The 21881-nt window shown below is 73.7% G+C and carries 16 protein-coding genes and 5 tRNA genes; 13 read left to right on the top strand and 8 right to left on the bottom strand.

Translation table 11 applies throughout. From position 1 onward, the window contains the following. Positions 1–67 precede the first annotated feature (67 nt). Positions 68–1738: a sensor histidine kinase gene (locus OHQ87_RS15875; protein WP_328348871.1), complete on the top strand. Its 1671-nt coding sequence runs from the start codon at positions 68–70 to the stop codon at positions 1736–1738. A 65-nt stretch (positions 1739–1803) separates the two neighbouring features. Here the strand turns inward: OHQ87_RS15875 and OHQ87_RS15880 are convergent, their stop codons facing one another. Beyond that, entirely contained in the window at positions 1804–2442 is a 639-nt protein-coding gene (locus OHQ87_RS15880; RefSeq protein ID WP_328338625.1) for a response regulator transcription factor, read from the bottom strand. Between the two features lie 166 nt (positions 2443–2608). On the opposite strand from OHQ87_RS15880, the gene OHQ87_RS15885 reads away from it, so the two are divergent. The 5 genes from OHQ87_RS15885 to OHQ87_RS15905 all read left to right on the top strand — a co-directional run bounded on the left by OHQ87_RS15885 (position 2609) and on the right by OHQ87_RS15905 (position 9630). After that, entirely contained in the window at positions 2609–3583 is a 975-nt protein-coding gene (locus OHQ87_RS15885) for an Acg family FMN-binding oxidoreductase (RefSeq protein ID WP_328338626.1), read from the top strand. 985 nt (positions 3584–4568) lie between these two features. Further along, the gene (locus OHQ87_RS15890) at positions 4569–5162 is read left to right on the top strand and encodes a hypothetical protein (RefSeq protein WP_328338627.1); all 594 of its coding nucleotides are present in this window, start codon (positions 4569–4571) and stop codon (positions 5160–5162) included. 338 nt (positions 5163–5500) lie between these two features. Then, the gene (locus OHQ87_RS15895; RefSeq protein WP_328338629.1) at positions 5501–7588 is read left to right on the top strand and encodes an ATP-binding protein; all 2088 of its coding nucleotides are present in this window, start codon (positions 5501–5503) and stop codon (positions 7586–7588) included. Beyond that, a complete protein-coding gene (locus tag OHQ87_RS15900) occupies positions 7564–8238 on the top strand; it encodes a response regulator transcription factor (RefSeq protein WP_328338631.1) in 675 nt (224 codons plus the stop codon). The genes OHQ87_RS15895 and OHQ87_RS15900 overlap by 25 nt, the downstream gene beginning before the upstream one ends. 111 nt (positions 8239–8349) lie before the next feature. Further along, positions 8350–9630, top strand: a complete 1281-nt coding sequence (locus tag OHQ87_RS15905; RefSeq protein ID WP_328338633.1) for an alpha/beta fold hydrolase — start codon at positions 8350–8352, stop codon at positions 9628–9630. Positions 9631–9716: 86 nt separating this feature from the next. On the opposite strand, the gene OHQ87_RS15910 is transcribed toward OHQ87_RS15905, so the two are convergent. From OHQ87_RS15910 to OHQ87_RS15935, 6 genes are all read right to left on the bottom strand, one after another. Next, a tRNA-Val gene (locus OHQ87_RS15910) sits at positions 9717–9788 on the bottom strand. A gap of 9 nt (positions 9789–9797) precedes the next feature. Continuing rightward, positions 9798–9870, bottom strand: a tRNA-Gly gene (locus OHQ87_RS15915). A 70-nt stretch (positions 9871–9940) separates the two neighbouring features. Further along, the gene (locus tag OHQ87_RS15920) at positions 9941–10162 is read right to left on the bottom strand and encodes a hypothetical protein (RefSeq protein WP_328338637.1); all 222 of its coding nucleotides are present in this window, start codon (positions 10160–10162) and stop codon (positions 9941–9943) included. 139 nt (positions 10163–10301) lie between these two features. After that, a tRNA-Val gene (locus OHQ87_RS15925) sits at positions 10302–10373 on the bottom strand. A gap of 13 nt (positions 10374–10386) precedes the next feature. Continuing rightward, positions 10387–10457: transfer RNA gene (locus OHQ87_RS15930), tRNA-Cys, on the bottom strand. Between the two features lie 34 nt (positions 10458–10491). Then, positions 10492–10564: transfer RNA gene (locus OHQ87_RS15935), tRNA-Gly, on the bottom strand. A gap of 296 nt (positions 10565–10860) precedes the next feature. Between OHQ87_RS15935 and OHQ87_RS15940 the strand changes: the two genes are divergently transcribed. Both OHQ87_RS15940 and OHQ87_RS15945 read left to right on the top strand, forming a co-directional pair. Next, positions 10861–11460, top strand: coding sequence for a TetR/AcrR family transcriptional regulator (locus tag OHQ87_RS15940; RefSeq protein WP_328338639.1), 600 nt, complete (start codon positions 10861–10863; stop codon positions 11458–11460). 119 nt (positions 11461–11579) lie between these two features. Beyond that, the gene (locus tag OHQ87_RS15945) at positions 11580–14507 is read left to right on the top strand and encodes a M36 family metallopeptidase (protein WP_328338641.1); all 2928 of its coding nucleotides are present in this window, start codon (positions 11580–11582) and stop codon (positions 14505–14507) included. Between the two features lie 49 nt (positions 14508–14556). On the opposite strand, the gene OHQ87_RS15950 is transcribed toward OHQ87_RS15945, so the two are convergent. After that, positions 14557–15429: a hypothetical protein gene (locus tag OHQ87_RS15950; protein ID WP_328338643.1), complete on the bottom strand. Its 873-nt coding sequence runs from the start codon at positions 15427–15429 to the stop codon at positions 14557–14559. Between the two features lie 196 nt (positions 15430–15625). Here OHQ87_RS15950 and OHQ87_RS15955 point away from each other — a divergent pair, with 196 nt between their 5' ends. From OHQ87_RS15955 to OHQ87_RS15975, 5 genes are all read left to right on the top strand, one after another. After that, complete coding sequence (locus tag OHQ87_RS15955; RefSeq protein ID WP_328338644.1) at positions 15626–16294, top strand: class I SAM-dependent methyltransferase; 669 nt, start codon at positions 15626–15628, stop codon at positions 16292–16294. A gap of 9 nt (positions 16295–16303) precedes the next feature. Further along, on the top strand, positions 16304–17485 hold the full coding sequence (locus OHQ87_RS15960; protein ID WP_328338646.1) for a cytochrome P450: 1182 nt from the start codon (positions 16304–16306) through the stop codon (positions 17483–17485). Between the two features lie 618 nt (positions 17486–18103). After that, positions 18104–19582, top strand: a complete 1479-nt coding sequence (locus OHQ87_RS15965; RefSeq protein WP_328338647.1) for a SulP family inorganic anion transporter — start codon at positions 18104–18106, stop codon at positions 19580–19582. A gap of 371 nt (positions 19583–19953) precedes the next feature. Then, positions 19954–20874, top strand: a complete 921-nt coding sequence (locus tag OHQ87_RS15970) for an ATP-binding cassette domain-containing protein (protein WP_328338648.1) — start codon at positions 19954–19956, stop codon at positions 20872–20874. Further along, complete coding sequence (locus OHQ87_RS15975; RefSeq protein WP_328338649.1) at positions 20871–21680, top strand: ABC transporter permease subunit; 810 nt, start codon at positions 20871–20873, stop codon at positions 21678–21680. Before OHQ87_RS15970 ends, OHQ87_RS15975 begins: the two co-directional genes overlap by 4 nt. The last annotated feature ends 201 nt before the right edge of the window (positions 21681–21881 follow it).

Raw genomic sequence — 21881 nt, forward strand, 5'->3', positions numbered from 1 at the left:
TAACATCGCCCGCGTGGCCGCCAGCACACCGACTCCCCGCAACGAACACCCGACCCCCTCGCTGGGGCTGAGCCCGTTGTCCCGGGTCCGCCTCGACGAGCTGCTCCAGGAGATGCTGGACCGGGTCGGCGACGTGGTGACCAGCCGGGAGCGGCTGCGGGCGCTGCTCGACGCGGTGGTCGGCATCGGCACCGACCTCGACCTGCGCAGCACCCTGCAACGGATCGTGCAGGCGGCCTGCGAGCTGGTCGGGGCGCGTTTCGGCGCGCTCGGCGTGATCGGGCCCGACCGGCTGCTGCACGACTTCATCACCCACGGCATCGACGCCGAGCTGCACGCGAAGATCGGTGACCTGCCGCACGGTCGGGGGGTGCTCGGGCTGCTGATCGACGAGCCCCGCCCGGTCCGCATGCCGGACATCACCCAACATCCCCAGTCGTACGGCTTCCCGCCGCACCACCCGCCGATGCACAGCTTCCTCGGGGTGCCGGTACGCATCCGCGACCAGGTCTTCGGCAACCTCTACCTGGCCGAGAAGCAGGGCGCCCCGGAGTTCACCGAGGACGACGAGGAAATCGTCGTGGCGCTGGCCGCCGCCGCCGGGGTGGCCATCGAGAACGCCCGGCTCTACGCGCTGGCCCACCGCCGGGAACGCTGGCTGGCCGCCACCGCCGAGATCACCTCGGTGCTGCTCGGCGAGGTGCGCCGTACCGACGCGTTGACCCTGGTGGCCCGGCGGGCCCGGGAGGTCGCCGAGGCGGAGCTGGCGCTGGTGCTGCTATACGACGAGGATGCCGGCCAGTTCACCGTCGAGGTGGTCGACTCCGCCGACGGCGACGCCGCGGGGCTGGTCGGCGCGGTGCTGCCGGCCACCGAGACCAGTTTCGCCGGGTCGGTGACCGAGCATCGCCGCGAACTGCTCGACGACCTGGCCGAGGCGGCACCCTGGCCGGTGCCGGTGGTCGCCGGCCCGGCGGTGGTCTCCCCGCTCGCCGCCGCCGACACCCTGCACGGGGTGCTGGTGGTCGCCCACCGGCCCGACTCCGGCCGGGCCGCCGACGCCGACGTCACGCTGCTGGCCAGCTTCGCCGGCCAGGCGGCGCTGGCCATGGAGCGGGCCCGCGGCCAGGAGGAACGGGAGCTGCTGGTGGTCCTGGAGGACCGCGAACGGATCGCCCGGGACCTGCACGACGTGGTGATCCAACGGCTCTTCGCCACCGGCCTGCAACTGCAGAGCGGCGCGATGAACGCCCGCCCCGAGGTCGCCAAGCGGATCAACGCGGCCGTCGACGACCTCGACGCCACCATCCGGGACATCCGCCGCACCATCTTCGAGCTGCGGACCCCGATGAGCGCGGCGCTGCGCACCGAGATCCGGGAGGCGGTCGACGTGGCCGCCGGGTCGCTCGGCTTCCGCCCCGAGGTGGAACTCGACGGCCCGATCGACAGCGCCGTGCCGGAACCGGTCCGTCCCGACCTCACGGCCGTGCTCCGCGAGGCGCTGTCCAACGCGGTACGCCACGCCGGGGCCAGCCGGCTCGCCGTCGCCGTACGGGTGGACGCGGGCCGGGTCACCGTGACGGTCACCGACGACGGGGTGGGCTGTGACCCGGCCGCCGCCCGGGGCGGCCTGGTGAACCTGCGTGAACGTGCCGAGCGTCACGGCGGCGAGTTCGAGGTACGCCGGGTCGACCCGCACGGCACCCAGCTCTACTGGTCGGTCCCGCTGCGCGACTGATCCGGGTGGCCGGGTAGCGGCCGTTCGGGTCGGCGGTCGCTGGACCGGTGGCGTCCGCCTGCGGGTCAGGGGCGCTGGCCGAGGAGGCGGGTGGCGAGCACGGCGGCCTGGGTGCGGCGTTCCAGGCCCAACTTGGCCAGCACGCTGGAGACGTAGTTCTTCACGGTCTTTTCCGCCAGGAACATCTTGCCGGCGATCTCCCGGTTGGTCAGCCCCTCTGCCACGTACTCCAGGATGCGGCGTTCCTGCTCGGTGAGGGATTTCAACTCGCGGGGCTGCTCGACGCCGTTGCGGATGCGTTCCAGCACCCGGGTGGTGATCGCCGGGTCGAGCAGCGACTGCCCGGCCGCCACCCGGCGCACCGCGTCGACCAGGTCGGTGCCCCGGATCTGCTTGAGCACGTAACCCGCCGCCCCCGCCATGATCGCGGCGAACAGCGCCTCGTCGTCCTCGTACGAGGTGAGGATCAGCCCCTTGATCGACGAGTCCACCGCCCGGACGTCCCGGCACACGTCGATGCCGTTGCCGTCGGGCAGCCGGGCGTCGAGGATCGCCACGTCGGGCCGGAGCGCGGGAATCCGCCGGGCCGCCTCCTGCGCGGAGCCGGACTCGCCTACCACTTCGATGTCGCCGCTGCTCTGCAACAGGTCGGCAAGGCCACGGCGGACGACTTCGTGGTCGTCGAGGAGGAACACCCGGATCATCCCTCGTTTCTACCCGCCCGGACCGGCCCGTGCACGGGCCGAAGGTCCCTAACCTGGCGCGTCGCCCCGGGAAGGGTGGCCCGGCGGGTCGGGACGTCCGGCCCTGCCCGGCCCACCCCGGGTGACCGACCGTGGAGGGGAACCAGGCCACGGAAGGAGCACGACCATGGGCACCGGTTTCACCGAGGCACAGCTGCGGACCGCCGTCGCGGACGCCGTCCGCGCGCCCTCCCTGCACAACACCCAGCCGTGGCGGTTCCGACTGCGCGACGGCGGGATCGAGGTGTCGGTCGACCCGGCCCGCCGGCTGCCGGCCACCGACCCGAGCGGCTGGGGCACCCGGATCGCCGGCGGCGCGGCCCTGTTCAACATGCGGTTGTCCCTGGCCGTGGCGGGCACCCCGGCGACGGTACGGCTGCGCCCGTACCCGGCCGACCCGGACGTGCTGGCCCGGCTGCTCCCGGAACTGCCGCGCCGCCCCACCCCCACCGAGCAGAGCCTGTACGCGGCCATCGGCCGCCGGTTCAGCAACCGGGCGCCGTTCTGGCCCGACCCGGTGCCCGCCGACGCCCGCTGGCGGCTCGGCGAGGCGGCCCGTGCCGAGCAGTGCTGGCTGGAACTGGTGATCGGGGTGAGCGCGGTCAACGCCTTCGCCGAGATCGCCCACAGCGCCCACCGGGTGCTCGAACGCGACCCCGCCTACCGGGCCGAACGCGCCGACTGGGTCCGCACCGAGCCCGCCCCCGACGGGGTGCCGGCCCGCGCCGGAGGCCCACAGACCGAGCCGCAGGACCTGCTGCCGTCGCGCGGTTTCGGCGGCCTGGACCGGGCGCCCGGCCGCGACTTCGAGCCGGAACCGCTGGTGGCGGTGCTCGGCGCGGCCGGTAACACGGTCGTCGACCAGGTGCTGGCCGGGCAGGCGTTGCAGCGGGTCCTGCTGACCGCGACCGACGCGGGGCTTGCGGTGTCGCTGCTGTCGCAGCCGATCGAGGTGTCGGGGGCACGGGAGGCGCTGCGGTTGTCGCTGGGGCGTTTCGGCACCCCGCAGATGGTCATGCGGATCGGGTACGGCCAGCCGGGGGTGGCCACCCCGAGGCGGACCGTGGACGAGGTGCTGGACGTGGCGGTGGCACCCGGCTGACCGTCGTCACCCGCACGGCTATCCGGGGTATGGGGTGTCGCGCTGTTGGATGTGGCGGCTGAGGCGAAGGCGAACGGTGTCGTGGATGGGGGATGTGGTCGAACTCGGCGGGGTGGACGAAGCGGACCTCGCGCAACGCACCGGCGGCGTCGCGTACCGCCCGGGGCACGCCGTCCCAGGTGTCGACCATCAGGTCCCATTCGCCGCCGGCCACCGCGGTCAGCCCTGCCAGCCGGCTTGCCCACCGCCTGCGGACCAGTACGGATGAATGTCATGTCATACCACTTATGCCGGTTATGCGAATTTTGGATCGGCAGCCAGGGGACGACTCTCGCCCATCGAGTCGCCCGGGCCGCGGAGTGGTACTCCTCCGGGACAGTCATGCCCATGGGGCATTTTTATGACACACAGGCATAAGGCCCTCCGGGCAATGCAGGCCGGCTGGCAGGGCGGGCTGCCTTGGCGGGCTGCCTTGGCGGGCTGCCTTGGCGGGCTGCCTTGGCGGGCTGCCTTGGCGGGCTGCCTGGACGCAGGACCGGGGGCACCCTGGCCTGGGAAGGGGCGCGGGCTGAGTGCGCAGGCTGACCTGGGCTGGGGAAGGGGCGCGGGCTGCCCAGGGCTGGTCGGGGTGCGGGGCGGCGCGGCGGGCCTGTGACCGGCGACACTCGCCCGGCGGAATCCGGGCCGGCCCGGAGGCGTTACACCCTGCGTACGACCGCAGCAGCAACCCCCGCTGCCAGGTCCGATGCCTCCGCCCCCGGCGGAATGGCGGTGAGCCGGCGGTCGTTACACCCGGCTCCGGCCCGAGCGGCGAGCCACCCGACGGCACGCCCCCTCACCCGGCGGCACGCCCCGCCGGAGCCCCCCTTTGACTTCCCCCTCGTGAGCGCCCCGGACGTGGTGCCCACGCCCCGCGCCCGTCCCCCGACGGGCACCCCCGACCCCGGTCGGGAGCACGGGCGTCAACCCCCGAAGGAGCATCCCCATGAACACCACCATCCTGCGCAAGACCGCTCTCGGCATCGCCGGCCTCGCCTTCACCGGCGGCATCCTCGCCGGCCCCGCCACCCAAGCCCACGCCGCCTCGACCCTCGACACCCGGCCCGTCGCCGTCGCCGTGCAGGCCGACAAGCCCGACAGCGGCAAGCTCATCCCGCACGGCACCCAGGGCGAGCAGTCCCGCATCGACCTCGACGACGAGCAGACCGCCAACGCCAAGGCGATCATCGCCGCCACCAAGAAGTCCGGCCTCGACGAGCGCGCCGCCGTCATCTCCATCGGCACCGCGTTGCAGGAGTCCAAGCTGGAGAACCTCGGCCACCTCGGCGACCGCAACGACCACGACTCCCTCGGCCTGTTCCAGCAGCGTCCCTCCTCCGGCTGGGGCACCCCCGAACAGATCACCGACCCCATCTACTCCACCACCGCGTTCCTCAAGGGCCTCAAGCAGGTCGACGGCTGGCAGGACATGCCCCTGACCAAGGCCGCCCAGACCGTCCAGGTCTCCGCCTACCCCGACGCCTACGCCCAATGGGAGAAGCAGGCCGCCGACCTCGTCGCCAAGCACTGGAACAGCTGACCCACCCGCAACCCCACCGCATACCGTCGGCCGGCACCCCACACCCGGGGTGCCGGCCGACGCGGCACTGCCGCAGGCACGGCGAAGCCCCGTGGCGAAGTCCCCGTATCCGTCTGGCGGCGGGGATGGACCCCTTCCCGAGACCGGCGCGGTGGGTTGCTGGTCCCCGTACGCTCCTGGATGTGACGCCGCGGGCCGCTTCCGGGACACCGGCAGCGATCTTGCCGGCACGCCGGTTCGATGCGATGGCCGCCCTGTCGGTCGTCGTGACGCAGGTGGCCTGGTGGCCGCTGAGGCCGGGCTGGCTCGATGCGAGCCCGGCCGGACGGGGACTGTGGGTGGTCCTTCCGCTGGCATGCCTGGCCGGCGTGGTCGTGGGCCTGCGTCGCGACAATCCCGAGCGGGCTGTCGCAGGTGCCCTGGTGTGCGCGGTGCTGGGGCTCGCCGTACCCGCGGCGGCCGGGTCGACTGTCGGGCTCCGCCCGGCCGACCTGCTCTGTGGCCCCGTTGCGGTGGTGCTGACGGTGTACTCGCTGGCCGTCTACCGGACGGCGGCGGTCTCGGTGATCGGGGCGGGCGCGATCCCGGTGGTGGGCGCCGGGTACGACCTGGGCCGAGGAGCCGGGATCCGCCCCGCCACAGGCACCGCGGTCCTGCTGGCCGCGGGGATCGCCGCCGTGTGGTCCTCGGGCCGGTTGCGCCGACGGGTGCTGGCCCACCGGCGGGCCGTACGCGACTATCAGGCCGGCGCGCACGCGCTTCCCGCCCACGCGGCTGCCACCGAACGCCGCCGGTTGGCGGCCGAACTGCACGACGTGGCGGCGCATCGGATGACGGCGGTGGTGGTCGGCGCGGCGGCCGCCCTACGGCTGTCCGACCCTGAACGCGACGCCGAGGCGTTGTCCCACGCGCTGCGGGAGGGACGTCAAGCGGTAGAGGAGCTCGACAGGCTGGTCACCATGGGGGCCGCGACCTACCCGCTCGACGAGGTGGACATCGACCGGCTGCTGGCGGACCACGGCGTCGGCACGTACCACCGCAGTGGCCCGCCGCTCTCCGCCCACCAGGCCCGGCTGGTGTACCGGGTGGTGCGGGAGGCGCTGACCAATGCCGCTCGTTACGCCGAGGGTGCCGGGGTCGAGGTCCGCGTGCGCCACGGCGACGGCCGGCTCGTCGTCACGGTCGTCGACGGTGGGGGCCGTGTCGTCGGCGAGGGCCTCGGCAGCGGCACCGGACTGGCCGGCCTCGACGCCGCTGTCCGCGCCGCCGGTGGCGTGCTCGGTGCCGACCGGCACGGCGATGGTTGGCGGGTCTGCGCCGAGATCCCGTCGCCCCGGCCGGGCCGGTCCGCCCCGGCAACGGCCACCATGAGAGGTGACCGGGCGCTTGTCGTACTCGCTGCCGGGCTGTCTCTCGGTGTGGTGTTGCTCCCCTCGGCCGGTGACCGGGACCTGTTGTCCGGAGCCACCGCCACGGCGACGTTGCTGGTGCCGCTGCTCTCGCACTCCGCGACCCTCGCCTGGCGGCGGACCCGTCCGTTGCCCGCGTTCGGCGTCGCATCGGGCATCCTCTGCGTGTGGGTTCTCGCCGGCTATGCCGGATGGACCGGCCTGAACGCGGCCGAGGCGTTCCTGGCTTCCTGGTGGATCGAACTCATGCTGGTCTACTCCATCGGCGCCTACGGCCCCACCGGCCGGCCTGGCTGGTGGGCGCCGGGCACGGTGTCGGTGCTGGGTGGTGCCGCACTGGCCGAGGGGACGGGCATCCACGGCAACCGGCTCGGGGTCGCCGTGGTGCTCGCCGTACTGCTGCTGCCGTTGACCCTCGGGGCGTGGTGGGCCGGTCGGGTCGTCGCGGGGACGCGACGCCGTCGTGCCGTGCGCGACGATCGCGCCCGCACCGCCGAGCAGGAGGTCGTCGCCGGCGCGGCGTCGTCGAGCCGGGCGCAACTGGGTCAGGAGCTGCGTCGCGACGCGCGTCGGCACGCGATGGCCGTGGTCGCCGCGGCCACGGACGGCCGGCTGACCGAGGTGCTCGCCGAGGGCAGGGCGACGCTTACCGCGTTACGGGTGCTGGTGCACACTCCGGCGGAGCAGGTTCCGGAACCACCCCCGAGTCTGCTCGGCCTGGAACACCTGGCGACGCGACGGTATGCGGCGCTGGTGGTCACCCCGCCGGTGGCTCCGTTGCCCGCAGCGCTGGAGGTCCTCGTCTACCGGGCCGTGGCGGCGGTGCTCGACGACGGCGCCCTGGTCGAGGTGCGCACGGAGCCGTCCGGCGTCGACATCAGCGTCGTCGGTGGCCGAGTGCGGGACGCTCATGCCGTGCGGCGCCTCCGCGACATCGTCGACGCCGCTGACGGACGCACCGACGTCGCCGAAGACGAGGAGAGGATACGGATATGGCTGCCCCGGACTCCGGCCTGATCACGGTTGTCGTCGCAGATGACCAACCCGTCATCCGCGCGGGCATCGCCGCCGTCCTGGACGCCGAACCGGACCTGTCCGTGGTCGGCCAGGCAAGCGACGGCCAGAGCGCGCTGCGCCTCGTCGCCCAGCTCCGGCCGGCCATCGCCGTGCTCGACATCCGGATGCCCGGACTGGACGGCGTCGCCGCGGCTGCGGCCATCACGGCACGACATCCGGGCACCCGCGCGGTCATGCTGACCACGTTCGGCCTGGACGAGTACGTATACGCCGCGCTCAGGGCCGGCGCATCCGGCTTTCTGCTCAAGGATGCCGAACCCGAGTACCTCGCCTCGGCTGTCCGCATCGTCGCCGGAGGGGGCGCCATGCTCAATCCGGGTGTGACGCACAGACTGCTCGACCGGTTCGCAGCGGCACCCGGACCCGCCGAGGCGGCACGGCTCAAGCGTCTCACCCCTCGGGAGACCCAGGTGCTCATGCAGGTGGCTCGCGGTCTGTCGAACGCCGAGATCGCCGTGGCGCTGCACATCAGCACGGCGACGGTCAAGGACCACGTCGCGATGATCCTCGGGAAGCTCGGCGTCCGGGACCGGGTCCAGGCGACCATCGCGGCCTACGAGGGCGGCCTGATCCGGCCCGGACTGGCCTGAGCACCCCGCCGGACGGCGGGGACGGGATCCGCCCCGGAGCGGACGGTCCGGGGTGCGTGCGCCCCTCCGCGGGTCGATGGCAGGACGCGCACCGGCCAGCATGCTCAGGACATGTCCTCTCCTCTACGGCGCATCACCGGTGTTCTCTTCCTGGTGCTCACGCCGGTCGTCGCCACCGCGGCCGGCCTGGCCGCCTTCCTGGCCGCCGCCACACTGACCGCCCGGCTCCCGTTGTTGTCCGCGGCCGGTGTGGTGGTCATGGGGCTGACCGCGGTCGGCGTCGGCGCTACCGGATGGCGCCTCCTGTGCCGCCGCGGGCGTACGGCCGGCTTCGCCGTGCTGGTGACCCTCGCCTGCGCAGGCCTGGCAGGTACGTCGATCCTGGTGCCCGGTGCCCGCCCGGCGGCCGGCCCGGCACCGGCCTGGGTACGGTTCTGGACGCTGCCGACCGGTTCCCACCTCGCCTACGCCCACCTCCCGGCGACCGGGCCGAAGCGCCCGTATCCCGTGGTGTTCCTGCACGGAGGTCCCGGCACACCCGGCAACGGGCTGCCCGGCGTGGCCGGCCCCGTCGCCGCCGCCGGCTTCGACGTGTACGCCTATGACCAGTTGGGCGCCGGCCGCTCAACCCGCCTCGACGACGTCACCGGATACACGGTCGCCCGCCAGGTCGCCGACCTCGACGCCATCCGCACGGCCATCCACGCGGACAGGCTCGTGCTCGTCGGCCAGTCCTGGGGCGGCTCGCTGGCGGCCCAGTACCTCGCCGCGTACCCCGACCACGTGCAGCGGGTGGCGTTCACCTCGCCCGGCCCGATCTGGCCGTCGGCCTGGCCGGATGGCGGCACGGGCGACCCGTGGGAGCGGATGACCGCCGATCAGCGCCGGCACCGCGACAAGCTGGTCGACCGGCCCCGGATCTACGCCCAGGCCGCCCTGCAGGGCATCAACCCCCAGGCGGCGCACGCCCTGGTCGGCGACGACGAGGCGGACGAACTGATGCACCGGATAGCGGTGCTCGGCAAGGATGCGACAAGTTGCACCGCTGGGCGTTCCGCACCGGTCCACGACAACCATCAGGGCTTCTACGTCAACCAGCTGACCGTCGCCGACTTCGCCACGATCGCCGATCCCCGCCCGGCCCTGCGGCGGATCACCGTACCGGCCATGATCATGCGCGGCGGCTGCGACTTCGTCCCGTGGGAGGTCGCCCGCGAGTACCGCGACACGCTGCCGAACGCGGCACTGGTCAGCGTGCCCGATGCCGGCCACGGCATCGCCGCCGACCAGCCGGATCTGTACGAACGTCTCCTGGTGGCTTTCCTCACCGGGCGGCAGCTGCCGGTCTCCCCGTACACCGGAGGCACCGCGCCCGTGGACGCCGGGCGGTGAGGTCCGACGTTCCTGATCGTCGGCCGGCGGATGGGCCTGCACCGCCATATTCGTGCGACGAACTCTCCCCGGTCAGGGGTTATCGGTGGGCGATACTGGGTTTGAACCAGTGACCTCTTCCGTGTCAAGGAAGCGCGCTCCCACTGCGCCAATCGCCCATGGTCGAGAGCGGACGACGGGATTCGAACCCGCGACCCTCACCTTGGCAAGGTGATGCGCTACCAGCTGCGCTACGTCCGCGTGCCGCCCGGTTTCCCCGGCGACGGGGTGAACTCTACCCGATGGCAAGATCGCTTGCCCGGCCGACCCCTCAGCGGACGGCCGACTCGCCGTCGAGCCGCTGTCGGACCTGGGCGGCGTCCGGGTGGCCGAGCCGGTCGAGCACGTCGAGGGCCCGTCGCCAGGCGGCCTGGGCGGCGTCGGCGGTGGCCCGGTCTCCCCCACCCCACTCCGCCCGGCGTCGCGACGCCCCCTCTGTCAGGAGACGTCCCCTGGGAGAATTCGGAGCCAGGATAGCTTGACATCGACGCACGGCGATGACCTGCCGACCGGCGGAAGACCACCGGCAGGAACGGCGGGCCGGCGGCGGGATCGGAGCGGGTCGCCGGAAGCCGGAGCATGACAGCGGAAAGGCCACCCTTCGGATTCCGAAGAGTGGCCTTCCGACCGTGTGGGCGATACTGGGTTTGAACCAGTGACCTCTTCCGTGTCAAGGAAGCGCGCTCCCACTGCGCCAATCGCCCGTGCCTGTTACCGAGGTGGGGACGGGATTTGAACCCGCGTACACGGCTTTGCAGGCCGTTGCCTCGCCTCTCGGCCACCCCACCGAGGTTGCCCCCGTCATGCGTGGCGGCAGCTCCGAGCGGACGACGGGATTCGAACCCGCGACCCTCACCTTGGCAAGGTGATGCGCTACCAGCTGCGCTACGTCCGCTTGCCTCCGGGCTCACCCGGTGACGGATGGAAACTCTAGCCGAGCGGTCGGACCGATGCCAACTCGGGGCACCACCGGCGCGTCCGGCCCGGCGACCCGTGACCGGCACCACACTGTCCAGAGCATCCTAGGAGAGTTGGTCGGCAGTCATGTGGCCAGCGATTCACACCCATTGTGAGCAGGTCGGGAAGGTATCCGACGCGCCGACGGGATGCTGTCCGGCTTCCGACTCCGGCCCGCCCGATCCGGCGGCTCGGTAACTCCCTGTGCTCGCGTCGATAGGTTACCGTAGCGACGTGACGAGACGTGCCGCCGCCGATGTCCGCCTGGATTCCCTGCTGCGCACGGCCTGCGACGTGATCGTCGAGCGTGGACTCGCCAACACCCGCACCGCCGACGTGGCCGCCGCCGCCGGGGTCAGCCAGGCGCTCGTCTTCTACCACTTCGCCACCAAGGAGCGGCTGCTCGCCCAGGCGTTCGCGTACGCCGCCGAGCAGGAGCTGTCCCGGCTGGACGCGGTGCTCCGCTCCACCACCCCGCCGCTGGCCAAGCTCCGGCGCATCCTGCGTCTCTACACCCCCACCGGCCGCCCCTGGGCGATGTGGATCGACGGCTGGGCGGAGTCGCTGCGTACCCCCGAGTTGGAGAAGGTCTGCCGGCGGCTGGACCTGCGCTGGCGGCAGGACCTCGCGGCGGTGATCTCGGCCGGGGTGGCCGACGGCACCTTCGAGTGCGCCGACCCGGCCGGGGCCGCCTGGCGGATCAACGCGGTGATGGACGGGCTCGCCGTCCAGCTCGCCGTGCACGAGCGGGTGATCTCCCGGCGACAGTTCGGCGAGTGGATCCGGCTGGTCACCGCCCGGGAACTGGGCCTCGATCCCGCCCAGCTCGACTGACCGACCACTCAGCCACCATTGCCTCCGTCCGATCGGACTGGTATTCACGAATGCGCATGCGTACCCACGCCTGCGCCGGGTCGGCGACGCGCCGGTCCCCGCTCCCACAAGGAGGTTCCGTGCCCAGACCGGAGTGGACACCCCGAACGAGCCGGCCCCGACGCCGGCTCGTTCCCGTACTGGCGACCGCCGCCGTGGTCGCCGCCCTGCTGCCCGGCGGGGGCACCGCCACGGCCGCGCCGGGCGACACCGCGGCCCCGGCCCCGGGCCGCTCCGGCTCGTTCGCCGACGACCATCAGGCCGCCGACGTCGACAACCGCACCGGTACGGCCGCACCCGACACCCGCCAGCGGAGCCTGGCCCGCGCCACCGACGCCCCGGTGCGGTGGAACCGGTTCGGCACCCCGCACTCCCTCGGCCCGGCCCGGCTCGCCACCGGCCTGCCCGCCGACCCGGAGGCCGCCGCCCGGCGCTACCTCACCGACCAACGGGACCTGTTCGGGCTGGACGCCGACGCGGTGGCCGCGCTGGACCGGCTCCTGGTCCGCCGGATCGGCGACGGTGCGGTGGTCACCCTGCGACAGCGCTTCGGTGGGCTGCCCGCCGGCCACGACGGTCTGGTCACCGTGGCGGTCGCCGACGGCACGGTGCTCTCGGTCAGCTCGTCGCTATCCCGGGACGCCGCCGCACCCGCCCCGGCCACCCGCACCGCCGCGCAGGCGTACGCCGACGCGCTCGCCGACGCCGGCCTGGACGCCGCCGCGGTGGCCAGCCACCGGGTACGCCAGGTAGCCGTGCCCACCCCCGTCGACGGCACCCGGGCCGCGTACGAGGTGACCCTGATCGGCCGGGACAGCGACCACCCGGCCGCCTTCACCACCTACGTCGACGGGATCAGCGGGAAGGTGCTGGTCCGCGAGGACCTGGTCGACTTCGACTCCGACAACCCGAGCTGGGCGGTCTACCCGGCCACCCCGCCGCAGGACCTCGCCGCCGGGCAGGACCCCCGGGTCCGCTGGTGCGCCACCCCGGCACCGGACTGCGCCGCCGCCTTCCGCGACCCGGCGAGCGGGCAGCCCTGGGACGTCGACCTGGCCACCGGGGCACCCACCGGCACCACCCGGGGCAACTCGGCCAACACGGTGGTCTCCTGGGGTGCCGGCAGCCCGCTGGTCAACGCCCCCGACCGCCCGGACCGGCGCTACGAGTACCCGTTCACCGACCAGTGGCACCAGTCCCGCTGCAACCCGGCGGCGTTCACCTCCGCCCAGCGCAACGACGCCGACGCCGCCACCGCCAACCTGTTCGCCATGCACCACCGGATGCACGACTGGGCCTGGCACCTCGGCTTCACCGAGGCCACCTGGAACCTCCAGGCGGTCAACGTCGGCGGTGCCGGCCTGGGTGGCGACGCCGAGCAGGGGCGGGCGCAGCAGGGCGCGCTGAGCGGCAACCGGAACAACGCCAACCAGTCCACCCCACGCGACGGTCTGCCGCCGAGCACCAACATGTACCTGTGGCAGCCGCAGGCCGGTGGGCCGTACCCGCCGTGTGTGGACGGCGACTACGACATGACGGTGATCGGCCACGAGTACACCCACGCGATCACCAACCGGATGATCGCCGGCCCGGACACCGGGATCGGCGGGCACCAGGGCGGGGCGATGGGCGAGTCGTGGAGCGACCTGCTCGCCGCCGAGTACCTCTACGAGCACGGCCTGCGCGCCCCCGGTGAGACGCCCTTCGTCACCGGCGGCTACGTCACCGGCAACCTGGTCAGCGGCATCCGCAACTACGACCTGAGCCGCAGCCCGCTCAACTACTCCGACGTCGGCTACAACACCGGCGGCCCGGCGGTACACGCCGACGGGGAGATCTGGGGCGCGACCAACTTCCGGATCCGCGCCGCCCTGGTCAAGAAGTACGGCCTGGGCACCCCGCAGCGGCAGCTCGACTGCGCCCAGGGCCGGGTGTCCGCCGAGAACTGCCCGGGCAACAGGCGCTGGGTGCAGTTGGTCTTCGACTCGTTCCTGCTCCAGGCGGCCAGCCAGGTCAGCATGCTCGACATGCGGGACAACCTGCTCACCGCCGACCGGCTGCGCTTCGGCGGGGCCAACCAGGAGCTGATCTGGGCCGAGTTCGCCCGCTCCGGGATGGGCCGGGACGCCGCCACCGTCGGTGCCGCCGACACCGACCCGACCCCGAGCTTCGCCAGCCCGGCCGGCGGCAACGCCACGCTGACGCTGCGCCCCCGGGGCGACAGCACGAACGCGCCGATCCGGCTCTACGTCGGCGACTACGAGGCGCGGGCCACCCCGGTCGCCGACACCGACCCGGCCACCCCGCTGCCGGCCACCTTCGAGGCCGTCGCCGGGACGTACCAGGTGCTGGCGGTCGCGCCCGGCTTCGGCCACCAACGGCTGGAGGTGGTCGCCAAGGCCGGCCAGCAGGGGTACGTCGACCTGCGGTTGAGCCGCAACCTGGCGTCCACCGCGTCGGGGGCGACGATCGCCGGTGACGGGGTGAACCTGGACCGGATCGGCGACGACACCGAGGCCACCAACTGGGCGTCGCTGACCGGGGTCGCCGGTAGGCAGGTCACCGTGACCCTGCCCGGCGGCACGCCGCAGTCGGTGCAGCGGGTAAACGTCAGCGCGATGCTCCGACCGGCGATCACCGGCGACGCCGACCCGGGCGCGCAGAACGCGCTGAGCGCGCTGCGGTCGTTCGCGGTGTCGGCCTGCGACGCGACCACCACCGACTGCGCCGACCCGGCCCGCTGGACCCGGATCTACACCAGCGCCGACGACGCGTTCCCGGGCGGGAAGTACCGGGCCTACACCCGGGACCTCATCTCCCGGTCGTTCCCGGTGCCGGCCACCGTCGCCACCCACGTCAAGCTGGAGGTGCTGGCCAGCCAGTGCACCGGCGGCCCGGCGTACGCCGGTGAGCAGGACGACGACCCGGCGACCCGGACCGACTGCGCGACCGCCAGCCCGGCGCGCGACCAGGTGCGGATCGCCGAGTTCCAGGTGTTCGGGAAGTGAAACCCGCCGGGGCCGGGTGGTGGCGCCACCCGGCCCCGGCGGCCCCCGATCACCGTCGTACGGTGGTCCAGCGGACCGGCCGACGGGCCGGGCGGGCATCGCCCTCGACACCGTCGGACGCGGTCCGGGTGAGCTGCCGCAGCCGCATCAGCAGGCCGACGCCGAGGAAGAGCAGTAGGCCGCCGAGCAGGAAGGCCGCCTGCACCACCCCGAAGCCCCCGCTCTGGTTGGCCGAACGGTTCGCCGAGGCCGGTGGCGGCACCTCGGCGAGCGCCTCCTCGGTCGGCTCGGTCTCCTCCCCGGTCGGTTCCAGCGCCTCCTCGGTCGGCTCCGGCGACGCGGTGGTCGGCTCGGGCGCTGCCGTGGTGGGTGGCGGTGCCGTACCGACCACCTGCCGGGTGGCGCTCTGCCGGGCGAGCAGCCGCAGGTTCGGGTCGTACGCCTCGGCGGCCATGGTGATCCGCCCGCGGGTGACGTCCTCGGCGAAGGCCACCCGGTAGGTGGCGGTGACCGTGCGGTCCGGGCAGAGGGTGCCCGGGTCGAGTTGCCGGTCGGTCAGCCGGGCCACCGCCCCCTCGGCCCGGATGTCCAGCGGGAACGAGCCGGTCTCCTCAACCCGGTCCATCTTGACCTGGTCCAGTCGCAGCCCCTGCACCGAGAGCACCATCGACCAGCGGACCTTCACACAGCCGCCGTTGCCCTTGCGGGACACCACCGCCGAGACCGTTCGCACCTGGTCACCGGCGGTGAACTCGTCCGGCAGGCCACTCAGCTCGGTGGCGAAGCGGTCCGCCGCCGAAGCCGGTGCCGGCCCGGCGAGCCCTGTCCCCGTGAGGCAGGCCAGCACCGCCCCGACCCGTAGCGCGTTCCGCCACACCATCACCACCGCCTCGTCCTCCCGTCGGTCTTGTCCACTCGCCACGCTATGAGGAGGATGGGGAAGCCGGTAGACGGGCGTGTTCGCGCCGAGCGGCAAGTGCGGGGCGGGTTAACACCGACAGTGGTGAACCGGTCACCCGGCACCCCCGACACGCCGAACAGCGATGTGGCGTAGCACCCTCGGTCGGGTGGGAGAGGGCGCGCCGGGGCGGCCGTCGCGGGACTGACATCCTGGGCGGGTGTCCGAACTCTCCGCGGCCTTCGTCCGGCTGCACGCCCGGCTCACCCCGGTCGCCTTCGTACCCGAGGTCCGCCTGCACCAGGCCGACGAGCCGATCGGCCTGTGGGAGCTGACCGAGGGCGAGTTCCGCAGCGCCCAGCCGCCGCCGTTCTGGGCCTTCGCCTGGGCCGGCGGGCAGGGGCTGGCCCGGTACGTCACCGACCACCCGGGATCGGTCGCCGGACGTCGGGTGCTCGACCTCGCCTCGGGCTCCGGCCTGGTCGCCATCGCCGCCGCGAAGGCCGGCGCGGCGGCCGTCCGGGCGGTGGAGATCGACGAGCGGGCCGTCGCCGCCGTCGCGCTCAACGCCGAGGCCAACGGGGTACGCATCGACGCCGAGCTGGCCGACGTCCTCGACGGCGACGCCGGGGACGCCGAGGTGCTGCTCGCCGGGGACGTCTTCTACAGCGAGGCGATGGCCCGCCGGGTGCTGCGCTTCCTGCTGCGGGCCGCCCGGTCCGGTGCCCGGGTGTTGGTCGGCGACCCGGGCCGGGCGTTCCTGCCCCGGGAACGCTTCCGTGAGCTGGCCGCCTACGACGTTCCGGTGCCGGTGGCGCTGGAGAGCGTACGGGTGAAGCGCACCACCGTCTGGGAGCTGGACCCCGCCCCGCCGGGGGCCGCCCGCTAGCGTGACCGGGTGCTGTTCCGGGGATGGGAGAAGGCCGTCGACGGGCCCTGGCCGGACGTGGCCACTGTCGTCGACCGGGTCGGCGGCGTCCACCTGGTGGTGACCCGGCACACGCTTGTCCGGCAGGTGCTCGCCGACCCGGTGACCTGGCGGCCCGACAACGCCCTGGACGCGGTGACCCCGATCCCGGTGGCCGCGTTGCGGGTGCTCACCGGGCACCGGTTCCGGTTGCCGCCGACGCTGGCGAACAACACCGGCCCCAGCCACCCGGCGATCCGGGCGATCGTCGCCGAGGCGCTACACCCGGACCGGGTGGCCGCCCAGCGGCCGTGGCTGACCGGGCTGGTCCGGGACCGGGTGGCCGGGATCGCCGCCGAGCTGGACGCGGGGCGACCGGTCGACCTGCACGCCCGGCTCGCCGCCGACCTGCCGCTGCTGGCACTGGCCCGGCTGGTCGAGCTGCCGGCCGCCCCGGTGGGCGCGGTGAAGGACTTCGCGCGGGCGGCGCTGGAGCTGTTCTGGGCGCCCCTGGACGCCGACCGCCAGCAGGCCCTCGCCGTCGAGGTGGGCCGGTTCCACGCCGTACTGCGGGAGTTCGCCGCTGTCGGTGGCGGGCTGGCGGCCCGGCTGCGCGCCGCCGGCCACTCCCCCGACGTGGTGGTCGGGGCGCTGTTCTTCCTGCTGGTCGCCGGCCAGGAGACCACCAGCCAGTTCCTCACCCTGCTGCTGCACCGGCTCACCCGCGAGCCCGAGGTACGCGCCGGACTCCGGGCCGGCACCGTCGCCGTCGCCGACGTGGTCGAGGAGGGCCTGCGGCTGGAACCGCCGATCGTCACCTGGCGACGGGTGGCCGCGACCGACACCACGCTGGGCGGCACGCCGGTGCCCGGGGGCAGCGCGATGCTGCTGTGGCTGGCCCGCGCCGGCCGCGACCCGGAGCTGGTGGCCGACCCGGCCGGGTTCCGCCCCGGGCAGCGCGGCTCCCGTCGGCACCTGGCCTTCGGCGCGGGAGCACACCGCTGCGTGGGCGCGCAGTTGGCCCGGCTGGAGGCGGCGGTGGTGGTCGCCGAGGCGGCACCGCTGCTGGACGCTGTGACGGTGGTCCGACCGCCGTGGTGCCCGGACAACCTCACCTTCCGGATGCCTGACGCGTTCGTGGTCCGCCGCGACCGCCCCGCCCTCCCGACCTGATCCCCGGACCGCCTCATCGCCCGACCGCCTCACCGCCCGACCCCCGACCGTCTCATCGCATGTCTCCCCACCCGACCCCCGGGCTGCCATCCGCAGCCCTCTCGGGCCGCTTCCCTGTCCGCCCAGCGCAGCTCCCGCCCGCCTGGAACAACCCGACCCGGACCTGCTCCCGCCGGGCAACGGGGTTGAGGGTCGGGCCCTTTCGAGCTGATGACGTCACCGCATCACGCCAGGGCCCGACGTAGCGGAGATTGCGGCAGGCGTCGGGCCTTCTCGATCTGAAGGCGTCACCGCATCACCCCGCCCCACCTGCGCAAACAGGCGTAACCGCCACTCGCCGCAGAGGGTTGAACCGGACGTGACGCCCCGCGCCACACCAACCCGGGAGGTCCCCGTGCACCCCAACCCCACCCCCCACTCCCCCACGCCCCCGCCTCCCCCCACCCAGCCCCCACCCACCCGAGTTGATCAAGAGGTTTCGGTCAGATCGAAGATCAGCTTTGACGCAAAGCTCTTGATCACCGGGGGGAGCACGGTGGGTGGGGGGAGCACGGTGGGTGGGGGGAGCACGGTGGGTGGGGGGAGCACGGTGGGTGGGTCGTGGGGGTGAGGTGGTCGGTGGTTCGGGATGATCTGCCGGCGTCGCTTGTGGTGTTCCTGGTGGCGTTGCCGCTCTGTGTGGGGATCGCGGTCGCTTCCGGGGTACCTGTCGAACTCGGGCTGGTGACGGGGGTGGTGGGCGGGCTCGTCGTGGGGCTGATGCCGGGCAGCAGCCTCCAGGTGAGCGGGCCGGCGGCGGGGCTGACCGTGCTGGTCGCCGAGGCCGTCGACCGCTACGGGCTGGCCGGACTCGGGACCATCGTGCTGGTCGCCGGTCTGCTCCAGATCGGGCTGGGGCTGCTGCGGCTCGGCCGGTGGTTCCGGGCCATCTCGGTGGCCGTGGTCCACGGCATGCTCACCGGCATCGGTCTGCTGCTGATCGCCGGCCAACTGCACGTCCTGACCGGTGCCGACCCACCGCCGACCGGGCTCGCCGGCCTCACCGGGCTGCCGGCCATGGTCACCGAGGTCACCGGCTCCGGTACGGCGCAGGTGTCGCTCGCCGTCGGCGCGGCCACCCTCGCGGTCATGTTCCTCTGGGACACCCTCCCGGGTCGGCCGGGTCTGGTCCCCGGGGCGCTGATCGCCGTGGTCACCGCAGCCGGGGCGAACGCCGTCATGCGGTTGCCGGTCGACCGGATCGAGGTGGCAGGGCTGCTCGCGGCGGTCGAACCGTCGTTCGGGCACTGGACGGCCCTCGCCGACCCGGGGATGCTCGCCACCATCGTCACGTTCGCCCTGATCGCCTCGGCGGAGAGTCTGTTCAGCGCGGCGGCGATCGACCGGATGCACCAAGGGCCACGCACCGACTTCGACCGGGAACTCGTCGCCCAGGGCACCGGCAACACCGTCTGCGGCCTGCTCGGCGCGTTGCCGATGACAGCCGTCATCGTGCGCAGCTCCGCCAACGTACGGGCCGGCGCGCGGACGAAGGCGTCCCGGGTGCTGCACGGGGTGTGGCTGCTGCTCTTCGTCGCCGCGGTGCCCGGCCTGGTCGGGCTGATCCCGATGCCCGCGCTCGCCGCCGTGCTGGTGCACGCCGGTTGCAAGCTGCTGCCGTGGCGGGCTCTGCCCGAGCTGTGGCGGGAGCACCGGGGCGAGGCGGTGGTGCTTGTGGTGACCGCCGCCGCGATCCTCGGCACCGATCTGTTCACCGGCGTGCTCGTCGGTCTCGGCCTGGCCGTGGTGAAGACCGCCTGGGAGACGTCCCACGTGCGGGTCACCGTCCACGACGACGCCGACCCGGTGCACGTGACGATCACCGGAAACGCCACCTTCCTGCGGCTGCCCACCATCCTCACCACCCTCGACGGGCTGCCCGACGACCGGGGGGTACGGCTGGACCTGGGCGGCCTGCGGCACGTCGACCACGCCTGCCGGACCGCCCTGGACACCTGGATCGAGACCCAGAACCGCAACGCAGACGTCGGCGTACAGGTCGTCGCCCCACGACCGGCGCAGGACGACCGGTCCCTGCCGGTCCCGGCCACCGACTGACCAACCGTCGTGAACCCCGTGCCACCCGGGTTCACCGGCCTGCCGGGCTGCTCGCCGACCTGCGGGGGATCGCCCGGGTCTGCCGGCAGGAGTCCCGGGTACGGCCGAGGGAAGGGACCAGCCGGTCCCGGCGGTCCCGGCGGAGAGGACCGGGGAGATCCGCCTAGCACCGTCGGAGACGCCTCCCGACCCACCGGCATTCCGGCATTCCGGCGTTCCGACCCACCGTCATTCCGGCCTCCCGGCACACGGGCGAACCGGCACACGGGCGAGTCGGCACACGGGCGCACCGGCACACCTGACGAAGGTGGGGGTGGGTCGCCGCCGATCGGCAGCGTCGGCACCCGCCCGCAGACGCCTAGCGTCCACACATGATCACATTACGCGGCTTGACGAAGCGGTTCGGGACGACGACTGCGGTCGACGGCCTGACCGCCGACATCGCCCCGGGCCGGGTCACCGGCTTCCTCGGCCCGAACGGCGCGGGCAAGTCCACCACCATGCGGATGGTCCTCGGCCTGGACCGGCCCACCGCCGGTCAGGCCCTGGTCGACGGCCGCCCCTACCGGGAACTTCGGCACCCGTTGTACGAGGTGGGTGCGCTGCTCGACGCACGGGCGATCCACCCGGCCCGCACCGGCCGGGCACACCTGTTGGCGATGGCCCGCAGCAACGGCATCCCGGCCCGCCGGGTCGACGCGGTCCTCGCCGTGGCCGGGCTGGACGACCGGGCGGCCCGGAAGCCGGGCCGTACCCTCTCGCTCGGCATGGCGCAGCGGCTCGGCATCGCCGGCGCGCTGCTCGGCGACCCGCCGGTGCTGATGTTCGACGAACCGGTCAACGGCCTCGACCCGGACGGGGTGCGCTGGATCCGGGAGCTGACCCGCTCGCTCGCCGCCGAGGGGCGCACCGTGCTGGTCTCCAGCCACCTGATGAGCGAGATGGAGCTGACCGCGACCCAACTCGTGGTGATCGGTCGGGGCCGGCTGATCGCCGACGCACCGATCGGCGACCTGCTCGCCGCCGCCACCGCGTCGGTACGGGTACGCGGGCCACGGCCGGACGGGTTGGCCGCGCTGGCCGCCCGACTCACCGCGGACGGTGCCACGGTGACCCCGCAGGGGCCGGACGGGCTGACCGTCACCGGCGCCGCCACGGCCCACATCGGCGACCTGGCGTACGTGCTGGGTGTGCCGCTGCACGAGCTGACCACGATCACCGCCACCCTGGAGGAGACGTTCATGGCGCTGACCGCCGACTCGGTCGAGTACGCCGGAGGCGGTGCCAGGTGAGCACCCCGTCCCCGGTACGACCGGCAGCCGTCCCCACCGGCCGGGGTGGCCTCGTCGGTGCGGTCACCGCCGAGTGGACCCGGCTGTGGTCGGTGCGGGCCACCTGGTGGACCATGCTGGCCGCAGTGCTGCTGACCGCCGCCTCCACCGCCCAACTCGCCATCTACGTCGTCAACGGCAACACCAGTGACGACCCCACCGACGACGTCGGGGTGGTGACCGTGGGCAGCGTCCTGATCGATGCGATGGAACTCACCCAGTACGCCGTGCTCGCCCTCGGCCTGCTCGCGATCACCGGCGAGTACGCCACCGGCACCATCAGGTCCACCCTCCAGTGCACCCCGTCGCGGGGGCGGGTGTTGCTGGCCAAGGCGGTGGTGACCGGTGCGGCCACGTTCGCCTTCGGACTGCTGCTCGGTCTGGTCGGGGTGCTGGCCGCCCGGCCACTGCTCGGCGGGTGGGGGCGGATGCCCGTCGGCCGTACGCTCGGCGACCTGCTGGCCACGGCGACGTACCTGGCGCTGGTGGGGGTGCTGGCGCTCGGGCTCGGTGCGGCGCTGCGCAGTGCGGTCCTGACCCTGGTGGTGCTCTTCGCGGTGCTGATGATCGTTCCGTTGTCGTTGCAGGAGCCGAAGATCGGCGTGCTCACCCGGATCGCCGACGGCTTTCCCGGCGTGGCCGGTGGGCACTTCCTGGCCGGGGACACCGACCCGTACCCACCGGTGGTGGGGTTGCTGCTGCTCGCCGGCTGGGCCGCCGTCGCCCTGGCACTCGGCCGGGCGGCGCTGCACCGCCGCGACGCCTGACGGTCACACGTCCGGACGCCGGCGACGCCGCGGCGCGTGCGGGGCCGGACAGTACGGCGCGTGCGGGGGCCGAACGGCGCGGCGCCGGCCGACGGCGCCCGGACCGGCCGACGGCGCCCGGGCCGGCCGACGGCGCCCGGACCGGCCGACGGCGCCCGGACCGGCCGACGGCGCCCGGACCGGCCGACGGCGCCCGGACCG

The organism is Micromonospora sp. NBC_00421, from assembly GCF_036017915.1.
In the GTDB taxonomy this organism is placed as follows: domain Bacteria; phylum Actinomycetota; class Actinomycetes; order Mycobacteriales; family Micromonosporaceae; genus Micromonospora.

What these genes read in the sequence shown, in the direction of transcription:
- OHQ87_RS15880 (WP_328338625.1), bottom strand. Translation starts at nt 2,442, where the DNA reads ATGATCCGGGTGTTCCTCCTCGACGACCACGAAGTCGTCCGCCGTGGC.
- OHQ87_RS15885 (WP_328338626.1), top strand. Translation starts at nt 2,609, where the DNA reads ATGGGCACCGGTTTCACCGAGGCACAGCTGCGGACCGCCGTCGCGGAC.
- OHQ87_RS15890 (WP_328338627.1), top strand. Translation starts at nt 4,569, where the DNA reads ATGAACACCACCATCCTGCGCAAGACCGCTCTCGGCATCGCCGGCCTC.
- OHQ87_RS15900 (WP_328338631.1), top strand. Translation starts at nt 7,564, where the DNA reads ATGGCTGCCCCGGACTCCGGCCTGATCACGGTTGTCGTCGCAGATGAC.
- OHQ87_RS15905 (WP_328338633.1), top strand. Translation starts at nt 8,350, where the DNA reads ATGTCCTCTCCTCTACGGCGCATCACCGGTGTTCTCTTCCTGGTGCTC.
- OHQ87_RS15970 (WP_328338648.1), top strand. Translation starts at nt 19,954, where the DNA reads ATGATCACATTACGCGGCTTGACGAAGCGGTTCGGGACGACGACTGCG.